26 protein-coding genes and 1 tRNA gene are annotated in these 22,236 nt (G+C 57.2%); 9 read left to right on the top strand and 18 right to left on the bottom strand.

Annotated features, from left to right (window positions below; all coding sequences use genetic code 11):
• Positions 1-15: 15 nt before the first annotated feature.
• Entirely contained in the window at positions 16-783 is a 768-nt protein-coding gene (locus ACR0I0_RS03345) for an SDR family oxidoreductase (protein ID WP_480490177.1), read from the top strand.
• Here the strand turns inward: ACR0I0_RS03345 and ACR0I0_RS03340 are convergent.
• Together ACR0I0_RS03340 and ACR0I0_RS03335 are read right to left on the bottom strand one after the other, a co-directional pair.
• Positions 759-1,649 carry an acyl-CoA thioesterase gene (locus ACR0I0_RS03340; protein WP_480490176.1) on the bottom strand — a complete coding sequence of 297 codons (891 nt, stop codon included), beginning with the start codon at positions 1,647-1,649 and terminating at the stop codon, positions 759-761. The genes ACR0I0_RS03345 and ACR0I0_RS03340 overlap by 25 nt on opposite strands.
• Positions 1,650-1,700: 51 nt before the next feature.
• Positions 1,701-2,933 (bottom strand): serine hydrolase domain-containing protein, encoded by a 1,233-nt coding sequence (locus tag ACR0I0_RS03335; RefSeq protein WP_480490174.1) that lies wholly within the window; start codon positions 2,931-2,933, stop codon positions 1,701-1,703.
• Between the two features lie 198 nt (positions 2,934-3,131).
• Between ACR0I0_RS03335 and ACR0I0_RS03330 the strand changes: the two genes are divergently transcribed.
• Positions 3,132-3,761 (top strand): DsbA family protein, encoded by a 630-nt coding sequence (locus tag ACR0I0_RS03330; RefSeq protein ID WP_480490172.1) that lies wholly within the window; start codon positions 3,132-3,134, stop codon positions 3,759-3,761.
• A gap of 28 nt (positions 3,762-3,789) precedes the next feature.
• Here ACR0I0_RS03330 and ACR0I0_RS03325 read toward each other — a convergent pair whose 3' ends face one another.
• The gene (locus tag ACR0I0_RS03325; protein ID WP_171723281.1) at positions 3,790-4,608 is read right to left on the bottom strand and encodes an SDR family oxidoreductase; all 819 of its coding nucleotides are present in this window, start codon (positions 4,606-4,608) and stop codon (positions 3,790-3,792) included.
• Between the two features lie 456 nt (positions 4,609-5,064).
• Between ACR0I0_RS03325 and aroQ the strand changes: the two genes are divergently transcribed.
• On the top strand, positions 5,065-5,514 hold the full coding sequence (aroQ, locus tag ACR0I0_RS03320) for a type II 3-dehydroquinate dehydratase (protein WP_171632493.1): 450 nt from the start codon (positions 5,065-5,067) through the stop codon (positions 5,512-5,514).
• Entirely contained in the window at positions 5,511-6,266 is a 756-nt protein-coding gene (locus ACR0I0_RS03315) for an autoinducer binding domain-containing protein (protein ID WP_171632496.1), read from the top strand. Before aroQ ends, ACR0I0_RS03315 begins: the two co-directional genes overlap by 4 nt.
• Positions 6,267-6,632: 366 nt before the next feature.
• Here the strand turns inward: ACR0I0_RS03315 and tsf are convergent, their stop codons facing one another.
• The 5 genes from tsf to ACR0I0_RS03290 all read right to left on the bottom strand — a co-directional run bounded on the left by tsf (position 6,633) and on the right by ACR0I0_RS03290 (position 10,443).
• Positions 6,633-7,508 (bottom strand): translation elongation factor Ts, encoded by an 876-nt coding sequence (tsf, locus tag ACR0I0_RS03310; protein WP_171723283.1) that lies wholly within the window; start codon positions 7,506-7,508, stop codon positions 6,633-6,635.
• A 77-nt stretch (positions 7,509-7,585) separates the two neighbouring features.
• Entirely contained in the window at positions 7,586-8,389 is an 804-nt protein-coding gene (gene rpsB / locus ACR0I0_RS03305) for a 30S ribosomal protein S2 (RefSeq protein ID WP_171723284.1), read from the bottom strand.
• Positions 8,390-8,555: 166 nt separating this feature from the next.
• A complete protein-coding gene (olsA, locus tag ACR0I0_RS03300; protein ID WP_480490170.1) occupies positions 8,556-9,410 on the bottom strand; it encodes a lyso-ornithine lipid O-acyltransferase in 855 nt (284 codons plus the stop codon).
• Positions 9,397-10,152: an L-ornithine N(alpha)-acyltransferase gene (olsB, locus tag ACR0I0_RS03295; protein ID WP_171632503.1), complete on the bottom strand. Its 756-nt coding sequence runs from the start codon at positions 10,150-10,152 to the stop codon at positions 9,397-9,399. The genes olsA and olsB overlap by 14 nt, the downstream gene beginning before the upstream one ends.
• Positions 10,153-10,260: 108 nt before the next feature.
• The gene (locus ACR0I0_RS03290) at positions 10,261-10,443 is read right to left on the bottom strand and encodes a DUF3553 domain-containing protein (protein WP_050602459.1); all 183 of its coding nucleotides are present in this window, start codon (positions 10,441-10,443) and stop codon (positions 10,261-10,263) included.
• Between the two features lie 43 nt (positions 10,444-10,486).
• On the opposite strand from ACR0I0_RS03290, the gene ACR0I0_RS03285 reads away from it, so the two are divergent.
• Positions 10,487-11,083 (top strand): histidine phosphotransferase family protein, encoded by a 597-nt coding sequence (locus ACR0I0_RS03285; RefSeq protein ID WP_480490169.1) that lies wholly within the window; start codon positions 10,487-10,489, stop codon positions 11,081-11,083.
• Here ACR0I0_RS03285 and ACR0I0_RS03280 read toward each other — a convergent pair.
• From ACR0I0_RS03280 to ACR0I0_RS03235, 10 genes are all read right to left on the bottom strand, one after another.
• Entirely contained in the window at positions 11,080-12,342 is a 1,263-nt protein-coding gene (locus ACR0I0_RS03280; protein ID WP_480490167.1) for a glutamate-5-semialdehyde dehydrogenase, read from the bottom strand. The genes ACR0I0_RS03285 and ACR0I0_RS03280 overlap by 4 nt on opposite strands.
• A 32-nt stretch (positions 12,343-12,374) precedes the next feature.
• Positions 12,375-13,481, bottom strand: a complete 1,107-nt coding sequence (proB, locus tag ACR0I0_RS03275) for a glutamate 5-kinase (protein ID WP_171632507.1) — start codon at positions 13,479-13,481, stop codon at positions 12,375-12,377.
• Positions 13,469-14,503, bottom strand: coding sequence for a GTPase ObgE (gene obgE, locus ACR0I0_RS03270; RefSeq protein ID WP_171723290.1), 1,035 nt, complete (start codon positions 14,501-14,503; stop codon positions 13,469-13,471). The genes proB and obgE overlap by 13 nt, the downstream gene beginning before the upstream one ends.
• 38 nt (positions 14,504-14,541) lie before the next feature.
• Positions 14,542-15,078, bottom strand: a complete 537-nt coding sequence (locus ACR0I0_RS03265; protein WP_152457964.1) for a GNAT family N-acetyltransferase — start codon at positions 15,076-15,078, stop codon at positions 14,542-14,544.
• Positions 15,075-15,683 carry a LysE family translocator gene (locus tag ACR0I0_RS03260; protein WP_480490165.1) on the bottom strand — a complete coding sequence of 203 codons (609 nt, stop codon included), beginning with the start codon at positions 15,681-15,683 and terminating at the stop codon, positions 15,075-15,077. The genes ACR0I0_RS03265 and ACR0I0_RS03260 overlap by 4 nt, the downstream gene beginning before the upstream one ends.
• Positions 15,680-16,183: a GNAT family N-acetyltransferase gene (locus ACR0I0_RS03255; RefSeq protein WP_480490163.1), complete on the bottom strand. Its 504-nt coding sequence runs from the start codon at positions 16,181-16,183 to the stop codon at positions 15,680-15,682. Before ACR0I0_RS03255 ends, ACR0I0_RS03260 begins: the two co-directional genes overlap by 4 nt.
• An 84-nt stretch (positions 16,184-16,267) precedes the next feature.
• Positions 16,268-16,537, bottom strand: coding sequence for a 50S ribosomal protein L27 (rpmA, locus tag ACR0I0_RS03250; RefSeq protein ID WP_058271644.1), 270 nt, complete (start codon positions 16,535-16,537; stop codon positions 16,268-16,270).
• 11 nt (positions 16,538-16,548) lie between these two features.
• Positions 16,549-17,160, bottom strand: coding sequence for a 50S ribosomal protein L21 (locus tag ACR0I0_RS03245; protein ID WP_171632514.1), 612 nt, complete (start codon positions 17,158-17,160; stop codon positions 16,549-16,551).
• Positions 17,161-17,379: 219 nt separating this feature from the next.
• The gene (locus tag ACR0I0_RS03240) at positions 17,380-18,180 is read right to left on the bottom strand and encodes a DUF2059 domain-containing protein (protein WP_171723293.1); all 801 of its coding nucleotides are present in this window, start codon (positions 18,178-18,180) and stop codon (positions 17,380-17,382) included.
• The gene (locus ACR0I0_RS03235) at positions 18,180-19,022 is read right to left on the bottom strand and encodes a DUF2059 domain-containing protein (RefSeq protein WP_210092347.1); all 843 of its coding nucleotides are present in this window, start codon (positions 19,020-19,022) and stop codon (positions 18,180-18,182) included. Before ACR0I0_RS03235 ends, ACR0I0_RS03240 begins: the two co-directional genes overlap by 1 nt.
• Before the next feature lie 123 nt (positions 19,023-19,145).
• Here ACR0I0_RS03235 and ACR0I0_RS03230 point away from each other — a divergent pair.
• The 4 genes from ACR0I0_RS03230 (at position 19,146) to ACR0I0_RS03215 (ending at position 22,233) form a co-directional block, all read left to right on the top strand.
• Positions 19,146-19,235, top strand: a tRNA-Ser gene (locus ACR0I0_RS03230).
• 259 nt (positions 19,236-19,494) lie between these two features.
• Complete coding sequence (locus tag ACR0I0_RS03225) at positions 19,495-20,052, top strand: hypothetical protein (protein WP_171632522.1); 558 nt, start codon at positions 19,495-19,497, stop codon at positions 20,050-20,052.
• Between the two features lie 201 nt (positions 20,053-20,253).
• Positions 20,254-21,282: an alcohol dehydrogenase catalytic domain-containing protein gene (locus ACR0I0_RS03220; RefSeq protein WP_480490161.1), complete on the top strand. Its 1,029-nt coding sequence runs from the start codon at positions 20,254-20,256 to the stop codon at positions 21,280-21,282.
• Between the two features lie 75 nt (positions 21,283-21,357).
• Complete coding sequence (locus ACR0I0_RS03215; RefSeq protein ID WP_171168199.1) at positions 21,358-22,233, top strand: branched-chain amino acid ABC transporter permease; 876 nt, start codon at positions 21,358-21,360, stop codon at positions 22,231-22,233.
• Positions 22,234-22,236: the final 3 nt, after the last annotated feature.

Here is a 22,236-nt window from a genome sequence, read left to right as displayed (position 1 = left end):
GTTTTGGAACGCGCCATGGAGCTCAGAGACAAAACTGTCATCGTGACCGGTGCCGCAGATGGCATTGGCCGGGGCTTGGCGGAACGCTTTGCTCAGGAAGGTGCGCGCGTCATCTGTTCGGATATTGACGAGGCCGGAGCCCGTGAAGTCGCAACCCAAACTGGCGGCGTTGCCTTCACATGTGACGTTTCGGATGAGGAACAGATCGAGGCGTTGATTGATTTCACCGAAGATACCGTTGGCCCAATTGATCTGTTCTGTGCAAATGCCGGAATCCTGACGCTTGGCGGTCTGGATGTTCCCAATGATCAATGGGAAAAAATTTGGAAAATCAACGTGATGTCCCACGTGTGGACCGCGCGCCATTTGGTGCCTCGTATGATCGGTCGCGGCGGCGGATATATTCTGACGACGGCCTCTGCGGCAGGTTTGCTAAACCAACCCGGTGCGGCGCCCTACGGTGTCACGAAACACGCGGCGGTCGGATTTGCCGAGTGGCTGTCGCTGACATATGGCGCCAAAGGTCTGCGGGTTTCGGTTCTTTGTCCTCAGGCGGTTCGGTCGAAAATGACTGAAGGACATGAGGTTTCAGTAGCATCGATCGACGGAGTGCTGGAACCCGAAGACGTCGCTGAAACCTGCGTACAAGCCATCCGGGAAGAACGATTTCTGGTTCTTCCGCATCCGCAGGTGTTGGATTACCTGCAACTCAAAGCGGCCGACTACGATCGCTGGCTGGGCGGAATGCGAAAGTTGAATCAACGCTTTACGCCGGATACTTGACGTTTTCTCTGAACCTTCCTCATAAGACCTTCCTGAGCTACCGACGCGACCAGGGTTCCGTCTTCTGAATAGATCGATCCGCGATTGAAGCTGCGTCCCTGCCCCGTCCACGGAGAATCCATTACATACAGATGCCAGTTTTGAAATTTCACAGGTGCATGAAACCACAAAGCATGGTCCAGACTGGCGCCGTTGAACTCTCCGGAAAACCAGCTTAGCCCGTGCGGTCGCAAACCTGACGACATCAGGTTCATATCAGACGCATAGGCCAAAAGCAGGTGTTGAGTTTTTGCGTCCGCAGACGCGGCAGCCGCCATGCGAAACCAGGTTTTGTTGCGGTCATCCGACACTTCGGGGTTGAACGGATCCAGATGGTCCACCTCGCGGACTTCGATCGGGCGTTCACGCAGAAGCTCACCGCGAAAACCTTCGGGCACGCGATCCACATATGCGTGTCGAAGCTCGGATCGCGATGGGTACGTCTGCGGAGGATTCACGGTTGGCATCGGATGCTGATGATCCCAACCTTCATCCTGAACGTGAAAGGAAGCTGACATGTTCAGGATCTGCTTTCCATTTTGAATGGCGACAACGCGACGGGTTGTGAACGACCCGCCGTCACGCGCTCTATCTACCTGATAAATAACAGGTTTATCTGGATCCCCGGGGCGGATAAAATAGGCGTGCAGGGAATGGCACAACCGGTCTTCCACGGTTTTGTATGCTGCGGCAAGGGCCTGCGCGATGACCTGACCGCCGAAAATTCGGGTCGGTGTTTCTCCACCCGATCCTGTGCCGCGGAAAAGATCGACTTCAAGCCGTTCGATATCCAGAAGGTCCAATAAGATGCGTTCCGCTTCGGTCATTGTCTGCTCATGGGCTAATTGATCGAAACCCGGGTATCAGCCTAAGCAATATCATTCAATCATGGCGGCGTGCACCAAGGCCTTGAGTTCAGCCCGGGATGGATAGGAACTGGACGGCGACAATTGCGTGAAGAACACAGCCGTCAGATCGTTCTGCCAGTCGATCCAGAAATAGGTCGAGGCCATACCACCCCAGCTGAAATCACCGACGGACCCTGGCACGCGCACCCGACCCGGGTTGAGGACAATCGACCCTGCAAGGCCAAATCCCATGCCTTCCATGGGCTGTTCCGCAAAGCTCTTTGGTCCCATCGAAGCGATATCACCCGGCAAGTGGTTGCGCATAATGAAGTCCACCGTTTTCGGGCCAAACAGTTGATGCCCGTTGCCGGACCCGCGATTGCGAAGCATGTCAACGAACTTGACATAGTCATCGATTGTGGAAACCAGCCCACCGCCGCCCGAGAACGTTGTCGCATTCGCGAATGGAGAGGTTTCGTGGGCATCCACCAGCCGCAAGGTATCGCCTCCTTGGTCCGCGGAATTCAACGCCATCGCGTCGCCAGCCAGCGGCGTATAAAGCGAGGCGAACCGGTCCCCTGCCCCGTCGGGCACGGAAAACCCGGTTTCGCGCATCTCGAGGGGCGCCAGGATTTCCTGCCGGAAGAATTGTTCCAAGGTCTGTCCCGAGACGACCTCGACAACGCGCCCAACCACATCGGTTCCAACCGAATATTCCCACCGTGTTCCGGGCTGGAAAGCCAAGGGTAGCTCTGCCAGTTCACGTACGCGATCTTTCAGAAGGCCCTTATTTGGTTTGAAAATAAGGTCCTTTTCATCCATCGCCTCCGGTAGTATCCCGGGATTGAACGGATAGCTGAAACCGCCAGTATGGGTCAGCAACTGATGAAGGGTCGGGCTTGCCGCGTCCTCGGTTTGATCCAGCTTGTCCGCGCCGGGTACCAGAGCCTGCAACTGTTTGAACTCGGGAAGGAAATCCGACAGCGGCGCGTCGAGGTGAAACAACCCACGTTCCGCCAGCATCATCAAGGCAACAGACGTGACGGGTTTGGTCATCGAGTAGATGCGTACCAGCGTGTCGCGTTGGAACGGCAAGTCCTGTTCAAGATTTCGCAGGCCGCTGGAGTGGAAAAAGACCTCATCCCCCTTGTGCTTCAGCAAAAAGGACGAGCCCGCGTATTTGCGCTGCTCAACATAGCGGTCCATCCAGATGCGAATCCGGTTCAGGCGCGTTTCATCGAACATGACTTGTTTTCGAAGCATTTTTTGAGTTCCACCAGAAGTTGACTAATATCGAGCATACGCAGGGCCTGAAACAACCGCATAACCCGGGCTGAAATGAATGGTTATACAAGCACAGCCAAGAGGCACGCCTTAAATTCAAGTGATACAGTGAAACCGATACAGATTCGCTTGTAAATTGTTGGACGGCGACGTGCCGTATTGGCCGGGAGGAATTGCATGACGCAAAGCATAGATTTCGTTTACGATTTTTGCAGCCCAAATGCCTTTCTGGCCCACAAGATGCTGCCAGAGCTGGCCGCGCGGCATAATGCCAAGATCACGTATTCCCCCGTCCTTCTGCCTGTTGTTTTCAAGGCAACGCATAACCAAAGCCCGTTTCAGGCGTTTTCCGAAAACCGCCAGAAAACCGCCTATCTTACCCACGACTTGCATCGGTTCGCGCGGCGTCGCGGGCTGAGCTTTCACATGAGCCCGCATTTTCCGATCAATACGAAATTTGCGATGCGCGGCGCCCGGCTCGCCAGCGGTAAATCATGGGAAATCAAGTACATAAACGCCATATTTGATGCCATATGGGTGCATGGGCAAAAGGCGGATGAGCTGGCCGTTCTGATTGACATTCTACACGAAAACGAACTGCCGGTTCGCAAGTTGCGCGAGGCCATGACAAGCCCTGAAATCAAACAGGACCTGAAGGATCAGACCAAATCGTTCGTGCGCCGCGGCGTTTTTGGCGTTCCCAGCCTGTTTTACGGCTCTGAAATGTTCTTTGGCAAGAACAGCTTGCCGAACCTGGAAATTGAGCTGTCGAAAAACAAGAAACGAAACGAATCCAACACGTTGTGAGCAGGAGCGGCTTTGACCGCAGCGCGACTCAGAAGGCTTCGGCGAAGATATTGCCCGATGTTACAACGTTGATCCCACCAGAAACCGGGATAATCGAACCGGTTACATAACTGCCCCCTCGTCCGCACAGAAACAGCACGCACCCCGCTATATCTTCGTCACAGCCGACGCGCCCAAGCGGCACTGACTTGCCGACCTTTTCACGCTTGTCCTCATCCGCCGTAGCAAAGGCTGTCATCCGCGATACGAACGGCCCCGGAGCCAGCGCGTTGACCGTTACGTGGTAGGGCGACAGTTCCTTGGCCATGATTTTTGTCAGATGCAGTACCGCAGCCTTGGAGGCTGAATAGCTATAGGCGCCATCCCCCATGGGAACCTCTCCCATCACGGACCCGACGTTCACGACCCTGGCCGGATCGTCTGCGGTTCCGGATTGCATCAACATCGGCAGCAGCCTTTGGGTAAGCTCGAATACCCCGGCCACGTTGACCGACATCACCTTGTCCCACGCGTCATACGGAAACTGGCCCATGGGTGCTCCCCAGGTCACGCCAGAATTATTCATAAGAATATCAAGCCTTTCCGTCCGGTCCTGAATGTCCGAAACCAGTTTGGCTATACTTGCCTCGCTGCCGATGTCTCCGGCAAACCCTTCGGCACTTCCCGGTGCCTCCAGTGCATTCAGATCGGCGGCGGCCGCGACACACGCGTCCCCGTTCCGAGAAGCGATCAACACGCGCGCGCCGGCCCTGACCAACGCCTCTGAGGCCATCCGACCGATACCCGTGGCGCCTCCGGTGACCAATGCGGTTTTGCCGGGCAGCGAGAAAAGGGTATCGGGGGTCATTGTCGTGTTCCTCTGCTAAATCTGATTTCGGTTGCATTCCGACCAGATTCAAAACCTTGTCGTCTTTACAGCAATTAGCCGTCCGCTGCGTTGGCGCGAAACCGGGTTGCACCAAAATTCCACATGACAATCTTCAATCGCATCAGACACGGTTTGCAAGGATTACTCAGCGTCGCAAAGGGCCGGCCGATAAGCCTGGGTAGTTTCAATGTTCGGATACTGAAACCGACGACAATGCGCCCGAAAACCTGTTTTCCCGCTAACGAAAAGCGGATGTAGATGTGCGGCCCAAGTCCAAACGGACGCGCGGCGTCGTCATGTCGAAGGACTGAACTTGGTTTACTCTTCCATCTCAAGGTCTGTTTTCAGGGCAACTGTCTGTATTCAATCCACCAAAGTCAGGTAGACAACCCGGCCTTTTCGCGTCTATGAACCAAGTATGGGGATCGTGAAAACATGCATAACGTTTTGGTATTGAATGGCCCAAACCTCAATCTGCTTGGCACACGGCAGCCCGAGGTTTACGGCAGCACGACACTACATATGATCGAGGACCGTTGCGTTCAGCATGGCGCCTCCATTGGGCTGGACGTCACCCACCTGCAATCCAATCACGAAGGTGTGCTGCTTGACGCCATTCACGCGGCCCGCGGTGTACAAAGCGGGCTGATACTGAACGCAGGCGCGTTCACGCATACGTCGATTGCCCTCATGGATGCGATTGCATCGGTGGAACTGCCGGTTGTCGAAGTGCATCTTTCCAACATTCATGCCCGGGAAGCCTTTCGGCACAGGTCCTACATAGCCCCCGTCGCACTGGGTCAGATCTGTGGCTTCGGTGCCCACAGCTATATCCTCGCGCTGGACGCGCTCGCGGCCCATCTGAAGGCGGGCAGCGCGACATGAAGCTCAAGGAATATCTTCGCTTTGTCAGCTACGCCAAAACCCTGGAAGACCTGTGGGACGCACATTGCCGCCAAATGGCCGAGTTCGGATTTACCCGCCTGATCTATGGGTACACGCAATTCCGGACGGCCACGTCCTTGGGTGACCCGGAAGATTTCGTAATCCTGACGAACCACAAACGGGCTTATGTGGACGGGTTCATCAAGGATGGTCTGTATTTTCACGCTCCGATGTTGAAGTGGGCCTTGGACAACGAAGGCGCCGCCAGCTGGAAAATGTTGCAGGACATGAGCTCGGGCGGAACGATGACCGCGAAGGAGCGCGAAGTTTTCGAGTTCAACAAATCCATGGGCGTGGTTTCCGGCTATACCGTAAGCTTCAACTCGGTTTCCATGCGCTCGAAGGGGGCGATTTCCCTGTCGGCCAATGATGGGCTGAGCCAGGAAGATGTGGATGCGGTCTGGGAAGAGCACGGCGACGACATTCTGCTTATGAACAATGTCGCCCACCTGAAAATCCTGACATTGCCGTTTCTTCCGCCGAACCGGGCACTTACCAAACGCCAACGCGAAGCTTTGCAGTGGGTTGGTGACGGGAAAACCACTCAGGATATCGCGCTGTTGATGGGACTGACATCTGCAACGGTAGAGAAGCACCTGCGACTCGCGCGTGAGGCGCTTTCGGTCGAAACGACGGCACAAGCGGTTCTCAAGGCGTCACTGCACAACCAGATGTTCATTATGGAAGCATAACCGCAATATTTTGACGCTATCCCGCGTCAGTTTACCCTAGGTAAGGAAATCACTACTTTTCAAACTAATCGTAAAAGTTGCAAAGTGAGAGTGTTCCGTGAGTGGTGGCTTTAGCCAGGGAACATTGGATTGGATCTTTGCAATAACAAAGCTCTCCGATCACTCTGACAAGGGGGCGCTTATTTGTCCGCGTACCGGTGTCGGAATTTTGGGGGGCCTCGACCATCCCCATCATGCGGGGCCCTCCAATCCTTCTCTACTTATGGAAGTATGCTTTTTGCCGGTGGCAGAAAAAAAGGGTTACGCAGTGCGTAACCCTTTAGATTTGTTGGGAAAGGCCGTTGCCGGTACTTTCCCTGTAACGTTTTAGCCTTGCGCGGCTTTGGCGACTTCAGCAGCGAAATCTTCTTTTTCAACCACGATACCTTCGCCAACTTCCAGACGGATGAAGCCGGTGATGGTTGCGCCGGCTTCCTTGGCCGCTGCTTCGACGGTCAGGTCAGGGTTCACGACAAACTGCTGGTTCAGCAGAGTCGATTCCGCGACGAACTTCTTCATACGGCCTTCGATCATCTTTTCGATCACTTGCTCCGGCTTGCCGGATTCGCGGGCGATGTCCATCTGGACCTGCTTTTCTTTTTCGACAATTGCCGGGTCCATGTCTGCTTCGGACAGGGCCGCCGGGTTCACAGCGGCGATGTGCATTGCAACCTGCTTGCCGATCGCTTCGTCGCCACCGGTCAGGGCAACCAGAACGCCGATTTTGCCCATGCCGTTGGTGGCTGCGTTGTGGACGTAGGACACAACAGTGTCGCCCGACAGTTTGGCCATGCGGCGTACCGACATGTTCTCGCCGATGGTGGCGATCTTGTCGGTCAGGGTGTCGGCAACGGATTTGCCACCCAGATCAGCAGCCAGCAGCGCGTCAACATCTGCAACGCCTTCTGCGGCAAATGCGATCTTGCCAACCATTTCCTGGAACTCGGCGTTTTTCGCAACGAAGTCGGTTTCCGAGTTCACTTCGACAGCAACACCGTTGCCACCGTTGACGTGGACTGCAACCAGACCTTCTGCTGCGGTACGGCCCGATTTCTTGGCCGCTTTGGCCAGACCTTTGGTGCGCAGCCAGTCAACGGCTTCGTCCATGTTGCCGCCGGTTTCGGTCAGCGCTTTTTTTGCGTCCATCATGCCTGCGCCGGTCGAGTCGCGCAGTTCTTTAACCATTGCTGCTGTGATTGCCATCTTTAGGCTCTCCTCAATTCAAACGGAATTGGGGCAGGTCATACCCTGCCCCATATGTCATTTACGTGACGGGCAGCTTACGCTTCGGCTTTGGCTTCCGGTGCGGCTTCTGCTTCGGCGGGCGCTTCTTCTGCAACGACTTCTTCAACCGGTGCTTCTTCGAATGCGCCAAGGTCAACGCCTGCCGCACCCATCTGAGCGGTCATGCCGTCCAGAGCGGCACGTGCGGCCAGATCACAGTACAGCGCGATGGCGCGGGCTGCGTCATCGTTGCCGGGGATGATGTAGTCAACGCCGTCGGGCGAGCAGTTGGTGTCAACCACAGCCACAACCGGGATACCCAGCTTGTTGGCTTCGGCGATGGCCAGTGCTTCTTTCTTGACGTCGATAACGAACAGCAGGTCAGGAACGCCGCCCATCTCGCGGATACCGCCCAGCGAAGCCTGCAGCTTGGCCTGGTCACGCTCCATGCCCAGACGCTCTTTCTTGGTCAGGCCTTCGGCGCCCGATTCCATCGCTTCGTCGATCTGGTTCAGACGGTTGATCGACTGGGAAACGGTTTTCCAGTTGGTCAGCGTGCCGCCCAGCCAGCGGTGGTTCATGTAGTACTGAGCCGACTTTTCAGCCGCTTCCGCGATCGGGCCAGCAGCCTGACGCTTGGTGCCAACGAACAGAACGCGGCCGCCTTTGGCAACGGTGTCACGAACGGCCTGCAGCGCCTGGTCCAGCATCGGAACGGTCTGGGTCAGGTCCATGATGTGGATGCCATTGCGCGAGCCGTAGATGAACGGGCCCATGCGGGGATTCCAACGCTGTGTCTGGTGACCGAAGTGTACGCCAGCTTCCAGCAGCTGACGCATGGTGAACTCGGGAAGAGCCATGCTATGTTTTCCTTTTCCGGTTTACGCCTCGGCGGGGGTGAAAGAAGCGAATGCTCCAACCGGCGGGCCAGATAGGGATGTCTCCCCTACAAGGCCCAAACCCCGCCTGCGGGTTTGAATGGCGCGCGTATACGGCAGGTTTGAAGGCAGCGCAAGGGTCAAACCCTTATTTTTCAAGCCGCGCCAATGCATGCGCGTGGCGCACTGCTGCCTCGCAATGGGCCGCCAGTTCCTTACGGTTGGCGAAATCCCTGACCCGGGCGGGTGCGTGATAGAACAGTTCAACGGACCCCTGCCTGCGCGCGCCCAATGTCTTGAGCAGATGGGGTGCGAAATCCATATCACCCCACCAGCCATAGAACCGGTCAGGCTGACCTTTCGGCGCGTGAAACACCACCGAGACCGGTTGAACATACATAAAATCCCGCAGCTCGTCTGCGAAGAAAGCGGCAAAAAGCGTTGTTTTAAATGGCAAAACACGCAATCCGTCGGTCGAGGTGCCCTCGGGGAAAAACAACAGCTTATGTCCGGCCTTCAGGCGTTCTTCGAAGATCGCCGTCTGCTCGCGGGCCTTTTTGCGATCCCTCTCGATGAATACGGTCCCGGTGGCACGTGCCAACCATCCGATACCCGGCCAGTTCGCTACTTCTGCCTTGGACACGAAGTAGACCCTTTTGCGGGCGTTCAGGGCAAAGATATCCAGCCAGGATGTGTGATTGGCGACAACGGCACCGTGTTCCTTCATCAACGCGCCCGAGCAACGAAATCCGATTCCTAGGATTCGGAACGCGTTTCGGCACACGAACTGGCTGATGAACGGTGTGACGGGACGACGAACACCACAAAGTGGCAACTCGATCAGTCGAATGGCCAATAGAACTATCAGCCCACCGAACACAAGGATGGCCAAGGGCAAGCCCCTCAGGATCACCAGAATCCAGCCGACAAAACCCAGTTCGATCGGATCCGGCGCATCCTCACTGTTCCAAAGCGGATCATTCACCGGATCAAGCTCCGCCATAGATGCGCTTCTGCCGCTCGTTCATACGGCTCGTATCCAGGATCAGGCACACATCGGTGGTGTTGAAGGAATGATCGATGAACGCCCCCTCACCCACAAACCCGCCAAGCCTCAGATAGGCTTTGATCAGGGCTGGAACCTGCACCATGGCACGGCGACGATCCAGCGCGTCCGGTGCGACAATATCCATGGTCTGAAACACGCTCGGCTGGGCGCGCACCCGTAGGTCTGGCGGCGCCAGATGATTGTGATGCAGCATCGACAGCGGCTGGGCCAGTTCCTGAACATCCGTGCCGTGAAAGCTGGCGACGCCGAACAGAACTTCGATCTGGCGTTCGGCCACATAGCGAGAGAGACCATTCCAGAGATGATACATGGCCGTACCGCCCCGGTAGTCCCTGTGCAGGCACGACCGGCCCAGTTCCAGCAACTTGCGGCCACTTTGCTTGAGAATGCTCAGATCGTATTCGTCTTCGGAATAAAACTGCCCCAACTCAGCGGCGCGATCCCCCGGTAACAGCCTGTAAACGCCGACAACTTCTCCGGTCGCATCATCACGGGCCAGCATGTGATCGAAATAGGGATCAAACCGGTCCCGTTCCAGCCCGGCCACATGATCGACCAGCGCCCCTCCTCCGCCGAGTTCGCGCACAAATACGTCATAACGCAACCGCTGCGCTGCGCGCAGTTCGTCCTGGGTTTCCGCCAGTTTGATCGTGAACGAGGGGCCAGCGTCCGGCATGTCAGACTAATCAATCCTGTTTTATCAACGCGGCTGATACCTCAGTTCTTCGGGGGAAGGCAACAAGTGGGAATCTGGTCTTTTCCGTTAACTCTTCTTAAACCAGTTTCACGGATCAAAGACCGGCATCAGGGCGATGCGTGTTCCGTCGATTACCACTTTCCCCTGCTCGCGAAAGTTTACGGTGATCTTGCCTGCGATGTTGGACTGAACCTGTCCGACACCCCATTCGGGGAAATCCGGGTGGCGAACAAACATGCCCGGTGCAAGAATAGCATTCATGTCTGTCATTTGGGGCTTCCGGTTCCTGCGGCAGATACCGCAGGAGGTATGCATGGGCAACACGAACGTCAACCTGGCTGAATTGATCGGCTCACGGATCTGCCACGATCTGATCAGCCCGATCGGGGCGATCACCAACGGGCTGGAGCTGTTGGACATGGTTGGTGCTGTCCAGGGCCCCGAGATGGAGTTGATCTCGGGCAGCGTCGGCAGTGCGGGCGCGCGTATCCGGTTTTTTCGGGTTGCCTTCGGATCAGCAGGAGAACAGCCGCTGGGCCGCGCCGAAGTGGCCGAACTGCTCAAGGACATCGAACGCACCGGACGGGTGCGGGTAAACTGGTTTATGACCGAGCCCATGCCGCGCAACCAAATCAAGCTGGCGTTCCTTGCGCTCATGTGCTGCGAAAGTGCCATGCCGATGGGCGGAGAGGTTGAGATCGAGAACCAAGGCGCCAATTGGACAGTGACCGGAACTGCCGACAAGTTGAACGTAGACAATACCTTATGGAAACACGTTGCAACCGGCCGGTTTCCCAACAAGATTACCCCCGCACAGGTCCAGTTCGCTCTGCTGCCGGAAACGGCAAACGCGATGGGTCGGCGCGTTTCCGTGGAAACCGCTGCGACTTGCCTTGTGCTGCGTTTTTAATCCCGAATCGTTCCGTTCCCGCGCACCAGATATTTGAAACTGGTCAACTGGGCGGCCCCCACCGGGCCGCGGGCATGCATTTTGCCCGTGGCGATACCGATCTCGGCGCCCATCCCGAATTCACCACCATCGGCGAACTGAGTCGAAGCGTTGTGCATCAGAATCGCGCTATCCAAGCGCTCAAAGAAACGGGCCGCGGCCCTGTCATCCTCGGTCATGATACAGTCGGTATGGTTCGACCCGTAATGTTGGATATGCGCGATGGCGGCGTCGATATCGACGACGGGCTTGGCCGCGATCACGCTGTCCAGAAACTCTTTTCCCCAATCCTCCGCCGTCGCGGGAATTGTACCCTCGACCGCAAGTGCGCCTTCGGCGTGTACCTCGACCCCTGCTTTCAGCAGCGCGGCGATCACGTCACGCCCCAGCGTTTCGGCGATGTCCTGATGGATCAGCAGGCATTCGGCAGCGCCGCAAATCCCGGTACGGCGCGTCTTGGCGTTCAACACCACGTCCAGCGTTTTCTGCGGATCAGCGGCCTTGTCGACATAGATGTGCACGATGCCTTCAAGATGGGCAAAAACAGGCACACGGGCCTCACGCTGGACCAGCCCGACCAACCCCTTGCCGCCGCGCGGAACGATGACGTCGACATAGTCGGTCATGATCAGCAATTCCTGAACCGCCGCACGGTCACGCGTCGGCACCAGTTGAATCGCATCTTCCGGCAGATCGGCGGCCTTCAGCCCCTCGACCAGGCAGGCATGAATAGCAGTCGAAGAATGAAAGCTCTCGGAGCCGCCGCGCAGAATGACGGCATTTCCGGATTTCAGACACAGCGCACCTGCGTCGGCCGTGACATTGGGGCGGCTTTCATAGATCACGCCGATCACACCCAACGGGGTGCGTACGCGTTGGATTTTCAATCCGGTCGGGCGGTCCCATTCGGCCAGCACTTCGCCCACCGGATCGGTCTGTTCAGCCACCGCGCGCAGACCATCGACCATGCCCTGAACACGCGCCTCATCCAGCATCAGCCGATCCATCATCGCCGGGCTCAGACCTTTTTCTCGGCCGAACTCCAGATCCTTCCGGTTGGCTTCGATGATCTGCGCCCGATTGGCCCAAACCGCGTCGGCCGCTGCAATCAGGGCGGCATGTTTGCGTTCTGGGCTCGCAAAAGCCAGATCGCGCGATGCCGCTTTGGCACGTTTCCCAAGATCAGCCATCAGAGCGGGAATGCTGTCGAAATCTTTCATGTCGCGTGCCTTTCAGGTCGTCTTTTCGGTATTTACAGGGCCAGATCATCCCGGTGAATCAAGGCTGCACGGCCGGGATATCCAAGGGTCGCCTCGATCTCGGACGACTTGCGCCCCTTGATCGCGTCAGCCTCCTGCGCGGTGTAACGGCTTATCCCCTGCGCCAGCCGGCGGGCTTTGGGGTCAAGAATCGCGACAGGGTCGCCGCGCCCGAAATCGCCGGTCACTTCAACAATGCCCGCGGGCAACAGGCTTTTGCCATTTGCCAGCGCGTTGGCAGCCCCTTCATCGATGGTGATTTCGCCACGCGGTTTCATGGCTGAAATCCAACGCTTGCGCGCAGCGTGCGGATCCAGCGTTGCTGTAAACCACGTACAGTTTGCGCCATTTTCCAGCGTTTTTAGAGGGTTCAGAACCGACCCTTCCGTGATCGCCATCGCACATCCGCCCGCGGTGGCCATCTTGGCAGCCAGCAGCTTTGTCTTCATTCCGCCCTTTGACAAGCCAGAGCCCGCATCGCCCGCCATGGCTTCGATCTCGGGCGTGATCTTGTCGATTGTTTCGAAACGCGTGGCCGAGGCGTCCTCGTTGGGGTTGCCCGAATAGAAACCATCGACATCCGACAGCAGGATCAACTGGTCCGCCCCCACGGTCACCGCGATTTGCGCGGCCAGACGATCATTGTCGCCATACCGGATCTCATCCGTTGCCACGGTATCGTTTTCGTTGACGATCGGCACGACACCCAAACCCAGCAGAGTTTCCAAAGTCGCGCGTGAATTCAGATAGCGGCGGCGATCCTCGCTGTCCTCCAATGTCACCAAAACCTGCGCCGTGGTGATCCCATGAGGCGTCAACGCCTCTTCATATGCGCGCGCCAGACGAATTTGCCCGACGGCAGCGGCAGCTTGCGACTTTTCCAAAGGCAATGTCGCCATGGACAGCCCCAAAACGCCGCGGCCCAGTGCAATCGACCCGGACGAGACGAGGATTACATCTATCCCCTGCCCCTTGAGCCATGCGACATCCTGCGCCAACGAAAACAACCATTCCTTGCGCAACAGGCCGGTTTCGCGATCAACAAGCAAAGCCGACCCGATTTTGACAACCAAACGGCGCGCTGAAGTCAGGGTTGCCAAGGCTGCGTCTCCTCAGCGGATTTCTGACGAACACGATTGTCATCGATCTGGCCGCGCAACGCACGCAAAACCTCGGTTACACCTTGATGTGCAACACCGGACATCATCATCACAGGGCCGCCAACGGCCTCTTCAAGCTCGGCTTTGGCCAAATCACGTTCTTCGTCATCCAGTGCATCGACCTTGTTCAGGACGGTGATCCGGGGTTTCTGGGCCAGTTCGCCACCATAGGCCTCCAGCTCGTGGATAATTGTGCGGTAATCATCGGCAACCGTTTCCGAGGTACCATCGACAAGATGCAGCAGCACGGCGCAGCGCTCAACATGACCAAGAAAGCGGTCGCCTATCCCGCGTCCTTCATGCGCGCCTTCGATCAGGCCGGGGATGTCAGCCACTACGAATTCCACGTTGTCGACCCCCACGACACCCAGATTTGGGTGCAGCGTGGTAAACGGATAATCCGCGATCTTGGGCCGCGCGTTTGACGTGGCTGCAAGAAAGGTCGATTTGCCTGCATTCGGCATGCCCAGCAGGCCCACATCGGCGATCAGCTTCAGACGCAGCCAGATCGTGCGGTCAATGCCCGCCTGCCCCGGATTTGCACGCCGGGGGGCCTGGTTGGTGGCCGATTTGAAGTGCAGATTGCCGAAACCGCCATTGCCCCCTTTCGCCAGTAGAACGCGCTGTCCCACCTCGGTCAGATCGCAGATGACGGTTTCTTCATCCTCATCCAGGATCTCGGTGCCGACAGGTACACGCAGGACAATGTCATCGCCATCCTTGCCGGTACGTTGCTGCCCCCTGCCCGGCTGGCCGTTCTTGGCAAAGAAATGCTGCTGATACCGGAAGTCGATCAGGGTGTTCAGCCCGTCCACGACCTCGGCCCAGACAGAACCGCCCTTACCGCCGTCCCCGCCATCAGGGCCGCCGTATTCGATGTATTTTTCGCGTCGGAAGCTGACGCAGCCGCTACCGCCGGCCCCGGACCGGATGTAGACCTTTGCAAGATCGAGAAATTTCATGGTCTGTCCCCTACTGCAAAGGCCCCATCGGCCACAAGTCAGAGTTTTTTACTGTATGTCCAGGTGGGCACATTCGCATCACGCGCCACCGAATAGCTTTCTGCATCGCCAAGATACTGGAACCCACAATGAGTCAGGACCCGGGCCGATGCCGGATTGTCTTGAAACACGCTGGCAAACATCGTCGCGTTTTTCAGCGGGTTGGCATTTACCAGTGCTTCGACAGCCATCGACGCAATGCCAGTGTTCCAGTAGATCGGCGCCACCCAATAGCCGACTTCGGACTGGTTCCGATCCAGCCGCTTCAGCGTGATCAGACCAATCAGTTCCGGACCGCCGTCCTTGGTGGCATCCATGACCCAGACGTCCTCGTCCCGGTCCTCGGCCATTGAGCGCGTCACAAAGGCCTCGGTCGAGCCGGGGGCCAAAGGATGAGCAATACTCGTCGTCATGCGTGCCACACGCTCATCGCCGGCATAGTGCTCGATCAGCCCCATATCCGACCGGCGCAGAGGGCGCAGATCGAACCGCTCGGTTTCTATGACCGGCTGATTTATTATTGTTTCAAGTTTCATGAGTGTGTTCCTCCTCCGAACAACACGAAAAGTACGGACGCAACCGTAAGGCCTGCCAACGTCCACATCAGATATTTTTCAACGGGTCGTCCTTCAACCGCATGGGCAATTCTATCGCCCGCAAAAGTCCAGATCGGATGAAGGATCACCTGGCAAAACAACAAACACAGAGCAATCGTAAACGTCGCTTCGAAACTGGTGGTGCCTGCAGCCACGAACCCGGTGAACCCGGCAATGATCATGGCCCAGGCCTTGGGGTTGAGCGGATGAACAATCAGTCCGGCCAGAAAGCCGGGGGCGTTCCCTTCAGCCTGTTGTCGCGACAAGCGCGTGTTGGCGATCTTCCACGCCAGCCAAAAAATATAGGCCGCTGACGCGTATTTAAGCACCGTAAACACCGCGGGTGCCAGATCCGCAAGCTGCAACAGACCAAATCCAACGGGCCAGATGATCAGCTGCTTACCCAGGATCACCCCACCCACGAATGGCAGCGCGGCCCGAAAGCCATAGCGCGCACCGGTGCCCAGCAGGACCATATTGGCGGGTCCCGGTGTGCCGATCTGACTGGCGGCGAAGATCAGGAAACTGGTGGTGGCGACCGTCATGTCCGCGCTTCCCATGTGTTCCTATGCAGTTCCATCCACTGCAGAGCCACAGCTTCGCCGGTCGAACGCACAACGGTTTCAGACCGCGAAGTTGGAACAAAGCCAAGCTTGGACAGCACCAAACGCGAGCGTTCATTGCCAAGATGGTAAGAAGCCTTCAGGCTATTGCTGTCGCCTTTGAAGTGACGGTGAACAACGGCGCCTGCGCTTTCGGTGGCAAAACCTTGCCCCCAATAGGACTGTCCTAACCAATACCCGAGTTCGTCACCTGCAGATACAGTTCCGATCAGTTTGCCGTCTTTTTCAATCGCAAACGCGTCGTAAACTTGTGACGCCAAATTGGTGACAAAGTTCTCCGCATCTTCAATGCTAAAAGGAAACGGAATGCTGGTTACCCAGCGCGCCACATCGAGGTCATTCAGAAGCGTGACCAGACGCGACGAATCCTCACGCCGGAACCGACGCAGGACAAGACGCTCTGTTTTAATCACTTCGGTCATGAGACCACTCCTGAAAACGAGAAAGGGGACCGGCACTTTGTGCCGGTCCCCCATGAAATTTTCTTAAACCTTCTGGGTTTCGGCTTACTCTGCGGCCTCCGCCACTGGCAGGACCGAAATAAAGGTGCGGTTTTTCAGTCCCTTGTGGAACTTCACGGCGCCATCCACAGTTGCAAAGATGGTGTGATCTTTGCCCATGCCTACGCCTTCGCCCGGCCAAAACTTGGTGCCGCGCTGACGCACGATGATGTTGCCTGAAATGGCGGCCTGGCCACCATACAGTTTGACGCCAAGGCGGCGACCCGCTGAGTCGCGACCGTTACGGGAGGAACCGCCAGCTTTTTTATGTGCCATTCTCTCTCTCCTTAGCCTTTGGCCAGCTCTTTGGCCTGCTCAACCCATTCGGGTTTCACTTTGACCGTTTCGATAGCAGCAATCTGCTCGTCCGACAAGGCGGCCAGAGCGGCAAAGCTCTCGATACCGGCTTCAACCAGCTTTTTGGCAGCGGCAGGGCCGACACCGTTCAGCTTGGTCAGATCGTCAGCGGCAGCAGCGGCGGGTGCCTCTGCTTTGGCTGCAGCTTTCTTGGCAGGCTTAGCAGCAGGTGCCGCTTCGCCAGCCGGAGCCGAACCGGTTGCAGCCTTGATGCCCGACTTGTCAGCGCCCGACGACAGGATGTCGGTGATCTTGACCAGAGTCAGCTTCTGACGGTGGCCAACGGTACGCTTCGAGCTGTGCTTACGACGGCGCTTGACGAACTTGATGACCTTGTCACCTTTGATCTGTTCGATCACTTCGGCCTGTACGCCTGCGCCTTCAACGAAAGGTGCGCCAACAACCGGAGCGTCACCGCCCAGCATCAGAACATCGTTGAATTGAACTTTTTCACCTGCGTCGGCAGCCAGCTTTTCAACGCGGAGGATATCACCCGCCTGAACCTTGTACTGCTTGCCGCCAGTCTTGAGGACCGCAAACATGCGTCTTTCCTTTGTCTAACCGCGTTCTGTGGTCCCCTTCCGGGAGTTTTCGGCCCCAAGACACTTAAAAGCCACCTCGAACAGCGCGCCCTTTTCGGGCTGTGTGAATGACCATCAGGACATCCCAAGGGTCAAATAATAACGATACCCGGCACGGAAAACCGGCCGGGATGCGCGCTTATCCATAGATCGCCGGGAAAAGTCAACACCAAAGCGTCGTCAGAGATCAGACGCCCTGAGTGTCTGTGCGACCGTCCGCCCCAATCGGAAAGAGATATCGTTGAACATCCGGTCAAAGCCGTCAAACAGCGCCTCATTCAGGGCGCGCCCGGTTTCGGTTCTGGAAAACGCAATATTCTCGCGCATCTGGGCCTCGTCCAAGGGCCGATAGGCCATCAGAAGAAAAGAATAAAGCCACGCCTCGGTTTCTGCTGCGCGGCTTTCTTTCTGTGAAAGAAGTTCGGCCAGCAATTCCTGATCGTCGCCTTGCGCATCGACATCAAGACCCTGAAAGAAGCTGAAGTCGGAACTCAGCGCCCCATGAACGTTCTTTTCGACAAGGTCATTCGCCTGGATGTACTCATCGACCAACTCGAAACGAGTCGAGTCGCGCTCAACGGACTCGTAAGCTTCGCGGGCCATGTCCTCGATGGCCTGGTCCGACATCGCCTGCCGGGCCGAGTTTTCCAGCGACACGATCGTCTGACCAAGATCGCTTTCGAAAAACAGGATCGCCTGATCAAGCTGGGCAACGGACAGACCCGCCTCAAAGGCATCCGTCAGGAATTCCTGCATCCAGACCGGGTCGTAAATATCTTTGACCTGCGCTTCAAAATAGGCGCCGCCGGTATTGTCCAACAGCGTTTCGTCAAGTTCCTCGCGGTGACCCTGACCTTCCTGTACGAGAATTTCCATCACATGCGACAAGTGCATGGCCTGCGCCAGCCGGTCGACCTTTTGATCGGCCAGCAATTGAGCGCCCCACAGAACAAACGCAATCGCCAGAAAAACGCGGTGCATCAAATATCCTGCGCGGGATGCAGTTCGGCCATTCGGGCCGCAAGTACTTCGAACCGCATGGCCATGATTTCGTATTGGATCGCGTTCAGCAGTTCATACACTTCCTGCATCAGGGGTTGTTCCAGCGCCTCGACATACGAGTCGACATCCGCATCGGAAAAGTCCTGATAGGTATAGGCTGCCCCCGCAAGGCTGGACAGTTGCAGTGACTGGCGCATACCGGCTTCGTTCCGCTTCATCAGCGCACGCAATTCATCCGCATCAAGTTGCAGGTCAATGACACCTGAAGCGCTGGCTGCCAGAAGAAAACGCACCTGAATTTCTTGCAGGGCCCGCACTGCGGTACCGGTCGAATCGATCGCCTTGTTCATACGCTTGAAACTTTCGACCCGCTGCGATCCGTCCTTGATCAGGTCTGCGATGATTTTTTGGCCTTCCAGCTGCTTAGCTTCATCGTCCTCAAGCATATGCGAGACGTTCTCGGCCTCTACCAGGCGCTGCCCCAGATCCGACGCATAAAAGTCAACCGCGTGTGTCAGGGCCTCATCACTCAGGGTTTGTTCGAGGATGGAAACCGCGGTCTCATGCATGGCGCCGACGTCAAAGACTTCGTCTGCCAGACGCGTCCAATCCGATCCGAATCCATCCGGATCAATCCCCAGCATCTGGGGGGCAGACCTCGAGCTTAGCGCGATGCTTTCCAGGGCAACGTCAAACCCGGTCGTGGTCAGAAAGGCCTCTATCCGATCGCGGCTGGCGGCGGAAAGTTCCATGGGGATCAGAACAAGCGCAAAGAGCGGGGCCAGAAACCAAAAGGCGGAGCGGCGTACAAACTGTATCATAGATATCAGACTAGGAGTTTTGCGCTGGCAGGCAACGGAAAATCCCGGGTTTCTTCAATTCCCGAATTTTCTGCTTGCACCCCTGCCCGTTCCTCACTAAATCCCCCCCTCACAGACCCCCGCGGAGAGGTGCCGGAGTGGTCGAACGGGGCGGTCTCGAAAACCGTTGTGGGTGCAAGCCCACCCAGGGTTCGAATCCCTGTCTCTCCGCCACTATCCCAATGCTGGCTCAATGCTGCCTTTGGCCCTCAGGAAGCGCCCGAAAATTGGTTACGTCTGCGGGCCATTCCCGGCGGATCGCTGCCAAAACCGGTCGCCTCATCTTTGTGCAGGCGTGTTCTTGCCGCGTTTCAAAGGACAATGAGCATAGCCCGGCTTATACTCTATTCTGCTGAGAATTATCGGGAATTCCCCTTTGTACCTGAGTTATTTTTAGCGCATCCCGGCGACACAATTTCCAAAGGAGACACACATGTCGCGTACTCTTATTCTTGCCATCGTCATTGCCGCAATTGGCGCTGGCGGATACTATTACCTCAATCAACCCGAACCCACACCCGCTGAGCGTTTGGAAACTGCGGCAGAAGAAGCCGCCGAAGCGGTGACCGACGCAGCTTCATCTGTACAGGACGCTGCCTCTGACGCTGTCGATGCAGCGACCGAACAAGTCGCCGAAGCAGCTTCGTCGCTGACGGACCAAGCGACAGAAGCCGCGTCATCGGTTGCAGATCAGGCAAGCGAAGCAGCGTCATCGGTGGCGGATCAGGCCTCTGATGCTGCTCAGGAGGCCAGCGATCAGGTGGCCGCGCTGGCCGGTCAAGGGCAGGAGTTGCTGAACTCATGGATTCAGGAAGGCAAGCTGGACCCGACCAACTTCGACTATGATGGCATTATGACATCCATTCAGGACAGCACTCTGGCCACCGATCTGAAAGATCAGGCGATCAAGATTGTGAACGATATCAAGGATTCGCCTGAAACGATTGTTCAGAAAATTCAGGAACTAACCAACCTGCTGACCCAACAGTAAAGTGTTGAAGGCCGATCCACGGGTCGGCCTTTGCCCCTGGGCGCATCTGCGCTGCCCCTACGTTACGGTGTCGTTGAATTGACCTCCTGCGCGGCTTTTGATTGGCTGTGCCTGACAAAATGCCCGCGCCCTGCCCGACTGGTCTGAAGGCTTTTCGGACAAGGCGCGCGCTTTGATTCAGCCAAATTCGAGGATCAACCGATGACCGACCTGCCCCAGACTATGTTCGCCGCAATCCTTAAGCATGACGGGTATTCCGGTACGGCCACCGGACCGGCCATTGAAACCGCCGCCGACTGGTTGGAAGAAGCCGAAGTTCCCACGCCTGAACCCGGCCCGGGCCAGGTGCTGATCCGTTTGCGCGCGGCTTCGGTCAATCCGTCAGATCTGCATTTCATCAAGGGTGAATACGGGCAGCCGAGGGTAAAGGGATCCCCCGCCGGATTTGAAGGATGCGGAGACGTCGTGTCCGCCGGCAAGGGCGCCGAGGCCTTGCAAGGGCAACGCGTCGCGTTCGTCGCCGCCGGATCGGGGGCCTGGGCGGAATATGTCGTCACACAGATGCAGATGTGCATCCCTCTGCGACCTGATATCTCGGACGATGACGGGGCCGCCCAGATCGTCAATCCAATGACGGCGATGGCTATGGTGGATATGGCCAAGGCCGACGGCGATGCCTTTGTGGTATCAGCCGCGACCAGCCAGTTGGGCAAGCTGATGTGCAGCCTTGGTCGGGATCTGGGTTTGAAGCCGATCGCTTTGGTACGCCGGGCCGAGACGGCAGGGATGTTGAAAGACCTTGGCGCGGCCGAAGTGCTTGTGACAACCGACGAAGACATTGTCGCAAAGTTTGCGGATCTGAGCGCGCAGCTGAAACCGCGCGTTTTTCTGGATGCCGTGACGGACCAATTGTCCGAACAATTGTTCTGCGCCATGCCCAACCGGGCGCGCTGGATCAGTTATGGCAAGCTGTCTACCGAGGCGCCGACACTGACTCAGACAGGGCAGTTGATTTTCATGGGAAAGCGGATCGAAGGGTTCTGGCTGACAAGCTGGATGATGTCGACCCCGCCCGCCGATCAGATGCGAGTTGTGGCCGAAGTTCAGGCCCGGTTTGCCGACGGGCGCTGGAAAACGGATGTTTCTGAACACCTTACACTCAGAAATCTTGTGCCAAACCTGGCTGATGCGCTGAAAAAGAGTGACGGCAAGGTGATAATAACGCCATAGTAGAACAAACCCGCGTCACCGGAGGATGCGCGCGGGCGGAACGCGACACCGGCAAACCGGTCGAGGGAGGACAGTTTGGATAACGCGCAGCTGCTGATCAGCGGACTGGCAAACGGGTGTGTCTATGGCCTGATCGCGCTTGGCTTTGTTCTGATCTACAAGGCGACCGAAGCGGTGAACTTCGCACAGGGCGATTTCATGATGCTGGGGGCCTTTGTCACCATCGGCCTGACCAACACCGAATATATGGGCCTGCCGTTCTGGCTGGCCCTGCCGATCTCGCTGGGGATCATGGGGGCATTGGGATATCTTCTGGATCGCCTGATCATCCGTCGCCTGTTTGGCGAAAGTCAGACCGCCGTCGTTATCCTGACCATCGCCCTGGGCTTTGTGATCCGTTTCGTGGCCGGATTGATCTGGGGGCACGAACCGCAAACGCTGCAAAACCCGCTTGCGGGGAAAGAGCTGCGCTTTGGCGGCCTTGTACTGGGGCTGGAGGATGTCGCCGTGATCGTCGTCACCATCCTGCTGACATGGGGCCTTTACGTCTTTTTCAACCGTTCCAAACTCGGGCTGGCGATGCAGGGGGCGTCGCAAAACCAGCTGGCGGCGTATTACATGGGCGTGCCTGTCAAGCGGGTTCAGGGGTTCATCTGGGCGCTGGCCGGGATCGTTGCGGGGATTGCAGGAATTCTGTTCGCCGCCAAGGGCGCCGTGGATCCGACAACGGGATTGCTGGGAATCAAGGCATTTGCCGCCGCCGTCATCGGCGGGTTCGGAAGCCTGCCCGGGGCGCTGGCCGGTGGTCTTGTCGTCGGGGTGATCGAGCCCTTCGCCAGCCGCTATATAGCGGCGGGTTACAGCCAGATCGCGCCATACGCCCTGCTGCTGGCCGTGCTGATCTTTCGCCCCAACGGGTTGTTCAGTCAGGTTCGGGTCAAAAAGGTCTGAGCC

The sequence above is a fragment of the Ruegeria sp. AG6 genome (assembly GCF_056541565.1).
This window is presented reverse-complemented; position numbering and strand designations above follow the sequence as displayed.

Bases quoted from the DNA above. Each gene is read 5' to 3' on its own strand.
- ACR0I0_RS03345 (WP_480490177.1), top strand. From the start codon at position 16: ATGGAGCTCAGAGACAAAACTGTCATCGTGACCGGTGCCGCAGATGGC.
- ACR0I0_RS03340 (WP_480490176.1), bottom strand. From the start codon at position 1,649: ATGACCGAAGCGGAACGCATCTTATTGGACCTTCTGGATATCGAACGG.
- ACR0I0_RS03335 (WP_480490174.1), bottom strand. From the start codon at position 2,933: ATGCTTCGAAAACAAGTCATGTTCGATGAAACGCGCCTGAACCGGATT.
- ACR0I0_RS03330 (WP_480490172.1), top strand. From the start codon at position 3,132: ATGACGCAAAGCATAGATTTCGTTTACGATTTTTGCAGCCCAAATGCC.
- ACR0I0_RS03325 (WP_171723281.1), bottom strand. From the start codon at position 4,608: ATGACCCCCGATACCCTTTTCTCGCTGCCCGGCAAAACCGCATTGGTC.
- aroQ (WP_171632493.1), top strand. From the start codon at position 5,065: ATGCATAACGTTTTGGTATTGAATGGCCCAAACCTCAATCTGCTTGGC.
- ACR0I0_RS03315 (WP_171632496.1), top strand. From the start codon at position 5,511: ATGAAGCTCAAGGAATATCTTCGCTTTGTCAGCTACGCCAAAACCCTG.
- tsf (WP_171723283.1), bottom strand. From the start codon at position 7,508: ATGGCAATCACAGCAGCAATGGTTAAAGAACTGCGCGACTCGACCGGC.
- rpsB (WP_171723284.1), bottom strand. From the start codon at position 8,389: ATGGCTCTTCCCGAGTTCACCATGCGTCAGCTGCTGGAAGCTGGCGTA.
- olsA (WP_480490170.1), bottom strand. From the start codon at position 9,410: ATGGCGGAGCTTGATCCGGTGAATGATCCGCTTTGGAACAGTGAGGAT.
- olsB (WP_171632503.1), bottom strand. From the start codon at position 10,152: ATGCCGGACGCTGGCCCCTCGTTCACGATCAAACTGGCGGAAACCCAG.
- ACR0I0_RS03290 (WP_050602459.1), bottom strand. From the start codon at position 10,443: ATGACAGACATGAATGCTATTCTTGCACCGGGCATGTTTGTTCGCCAC.
- ACR0I0_RS03285 (WP_480490169.1), top strand. From the start codon at position 10,487: ATGGGCAACACGAACGTCAACCTGGCTGAATTGATCGGCTCACGGATC.
- ACR0I0_RS03280 (WP_480490167.1), bottom strand. From the start codon at position 12,342: ATGAAAGATTTCGACAGCATTCCCGCTCTGATGGCTGATCTTGGGAAA.
- obgE (WP_171723290.1), bottom strand. From the start codon at position 14,503: ATGAAATTTCTCGATCTTGCAAAGGTCTACATCCGGTCCGGGGCCGGC.
- ACR0I0_RS03265 (WP_152457964.1), bottom strand. From the start codon at position 15,078: ATGAAACTTGAAACAATAATAAATCAGCCGGTCATAGAAACCGAGCGG.
- ACR0I0_RS03260 (WP_480490165.1), bottom strand. From the start codon at position 15,683: ATGACGGTCGCCACCACCAGTTTCCTGATCTTCGCCGCCAGTCAGATC.
- ACR0I0_RS03255 (WP_480490163.1), bottom strand. From the start codon at position 16,183: ATGACCGAAGTGATTAAAACAGAGCGTCTTGTCCTGCGTCGGTTCCGG.
- rpmA (WP_058271644.1), bottom strand. From the start codon at position 16,537: ATGGCACATAAAAAAGCTGGCGGTTCCTCCCGTAACGGTCGCGACTCA.
- ACR0I0_RS03245 (WP_171632514.1), bottom strand. From the start codon at position 17,160: ATGTTTGCGGTCCTCAAGACTGGCGGCAAGCAGTACAAGGTTCAGGCG.
- ACR0I0_RS03240 (WP_171723293.1), bottom strand. From the start codon at position 18,180: ATGCACCGCGTTTTTCTGGCGATTGCGTTTGTTCTGTGGGGCGCTCAA.
- ACR0I0_RS03235 (WP_210092347.1), bottom strand. From the start codon at position 19,022: ATGATACAGTTTGTACGCCGCTCCGCCTTTTGGTTTCTGGCCCCGCTC.
- ACR0I0_RS03225 (WP_171632522.1), top strand. From the start codon at position 19,495: ATGTCGCGTACTCTTATTCTTGCCATCGTCATTGCCGCAATTGGCGCT.
- ACR0I0_RS03220 (WP_480490161.1), top strand. From the start codon at position 20,254: ATGACCGACCTGCCCCAGACTATGTTCGCCGCAATCCTTAAGCATGAC.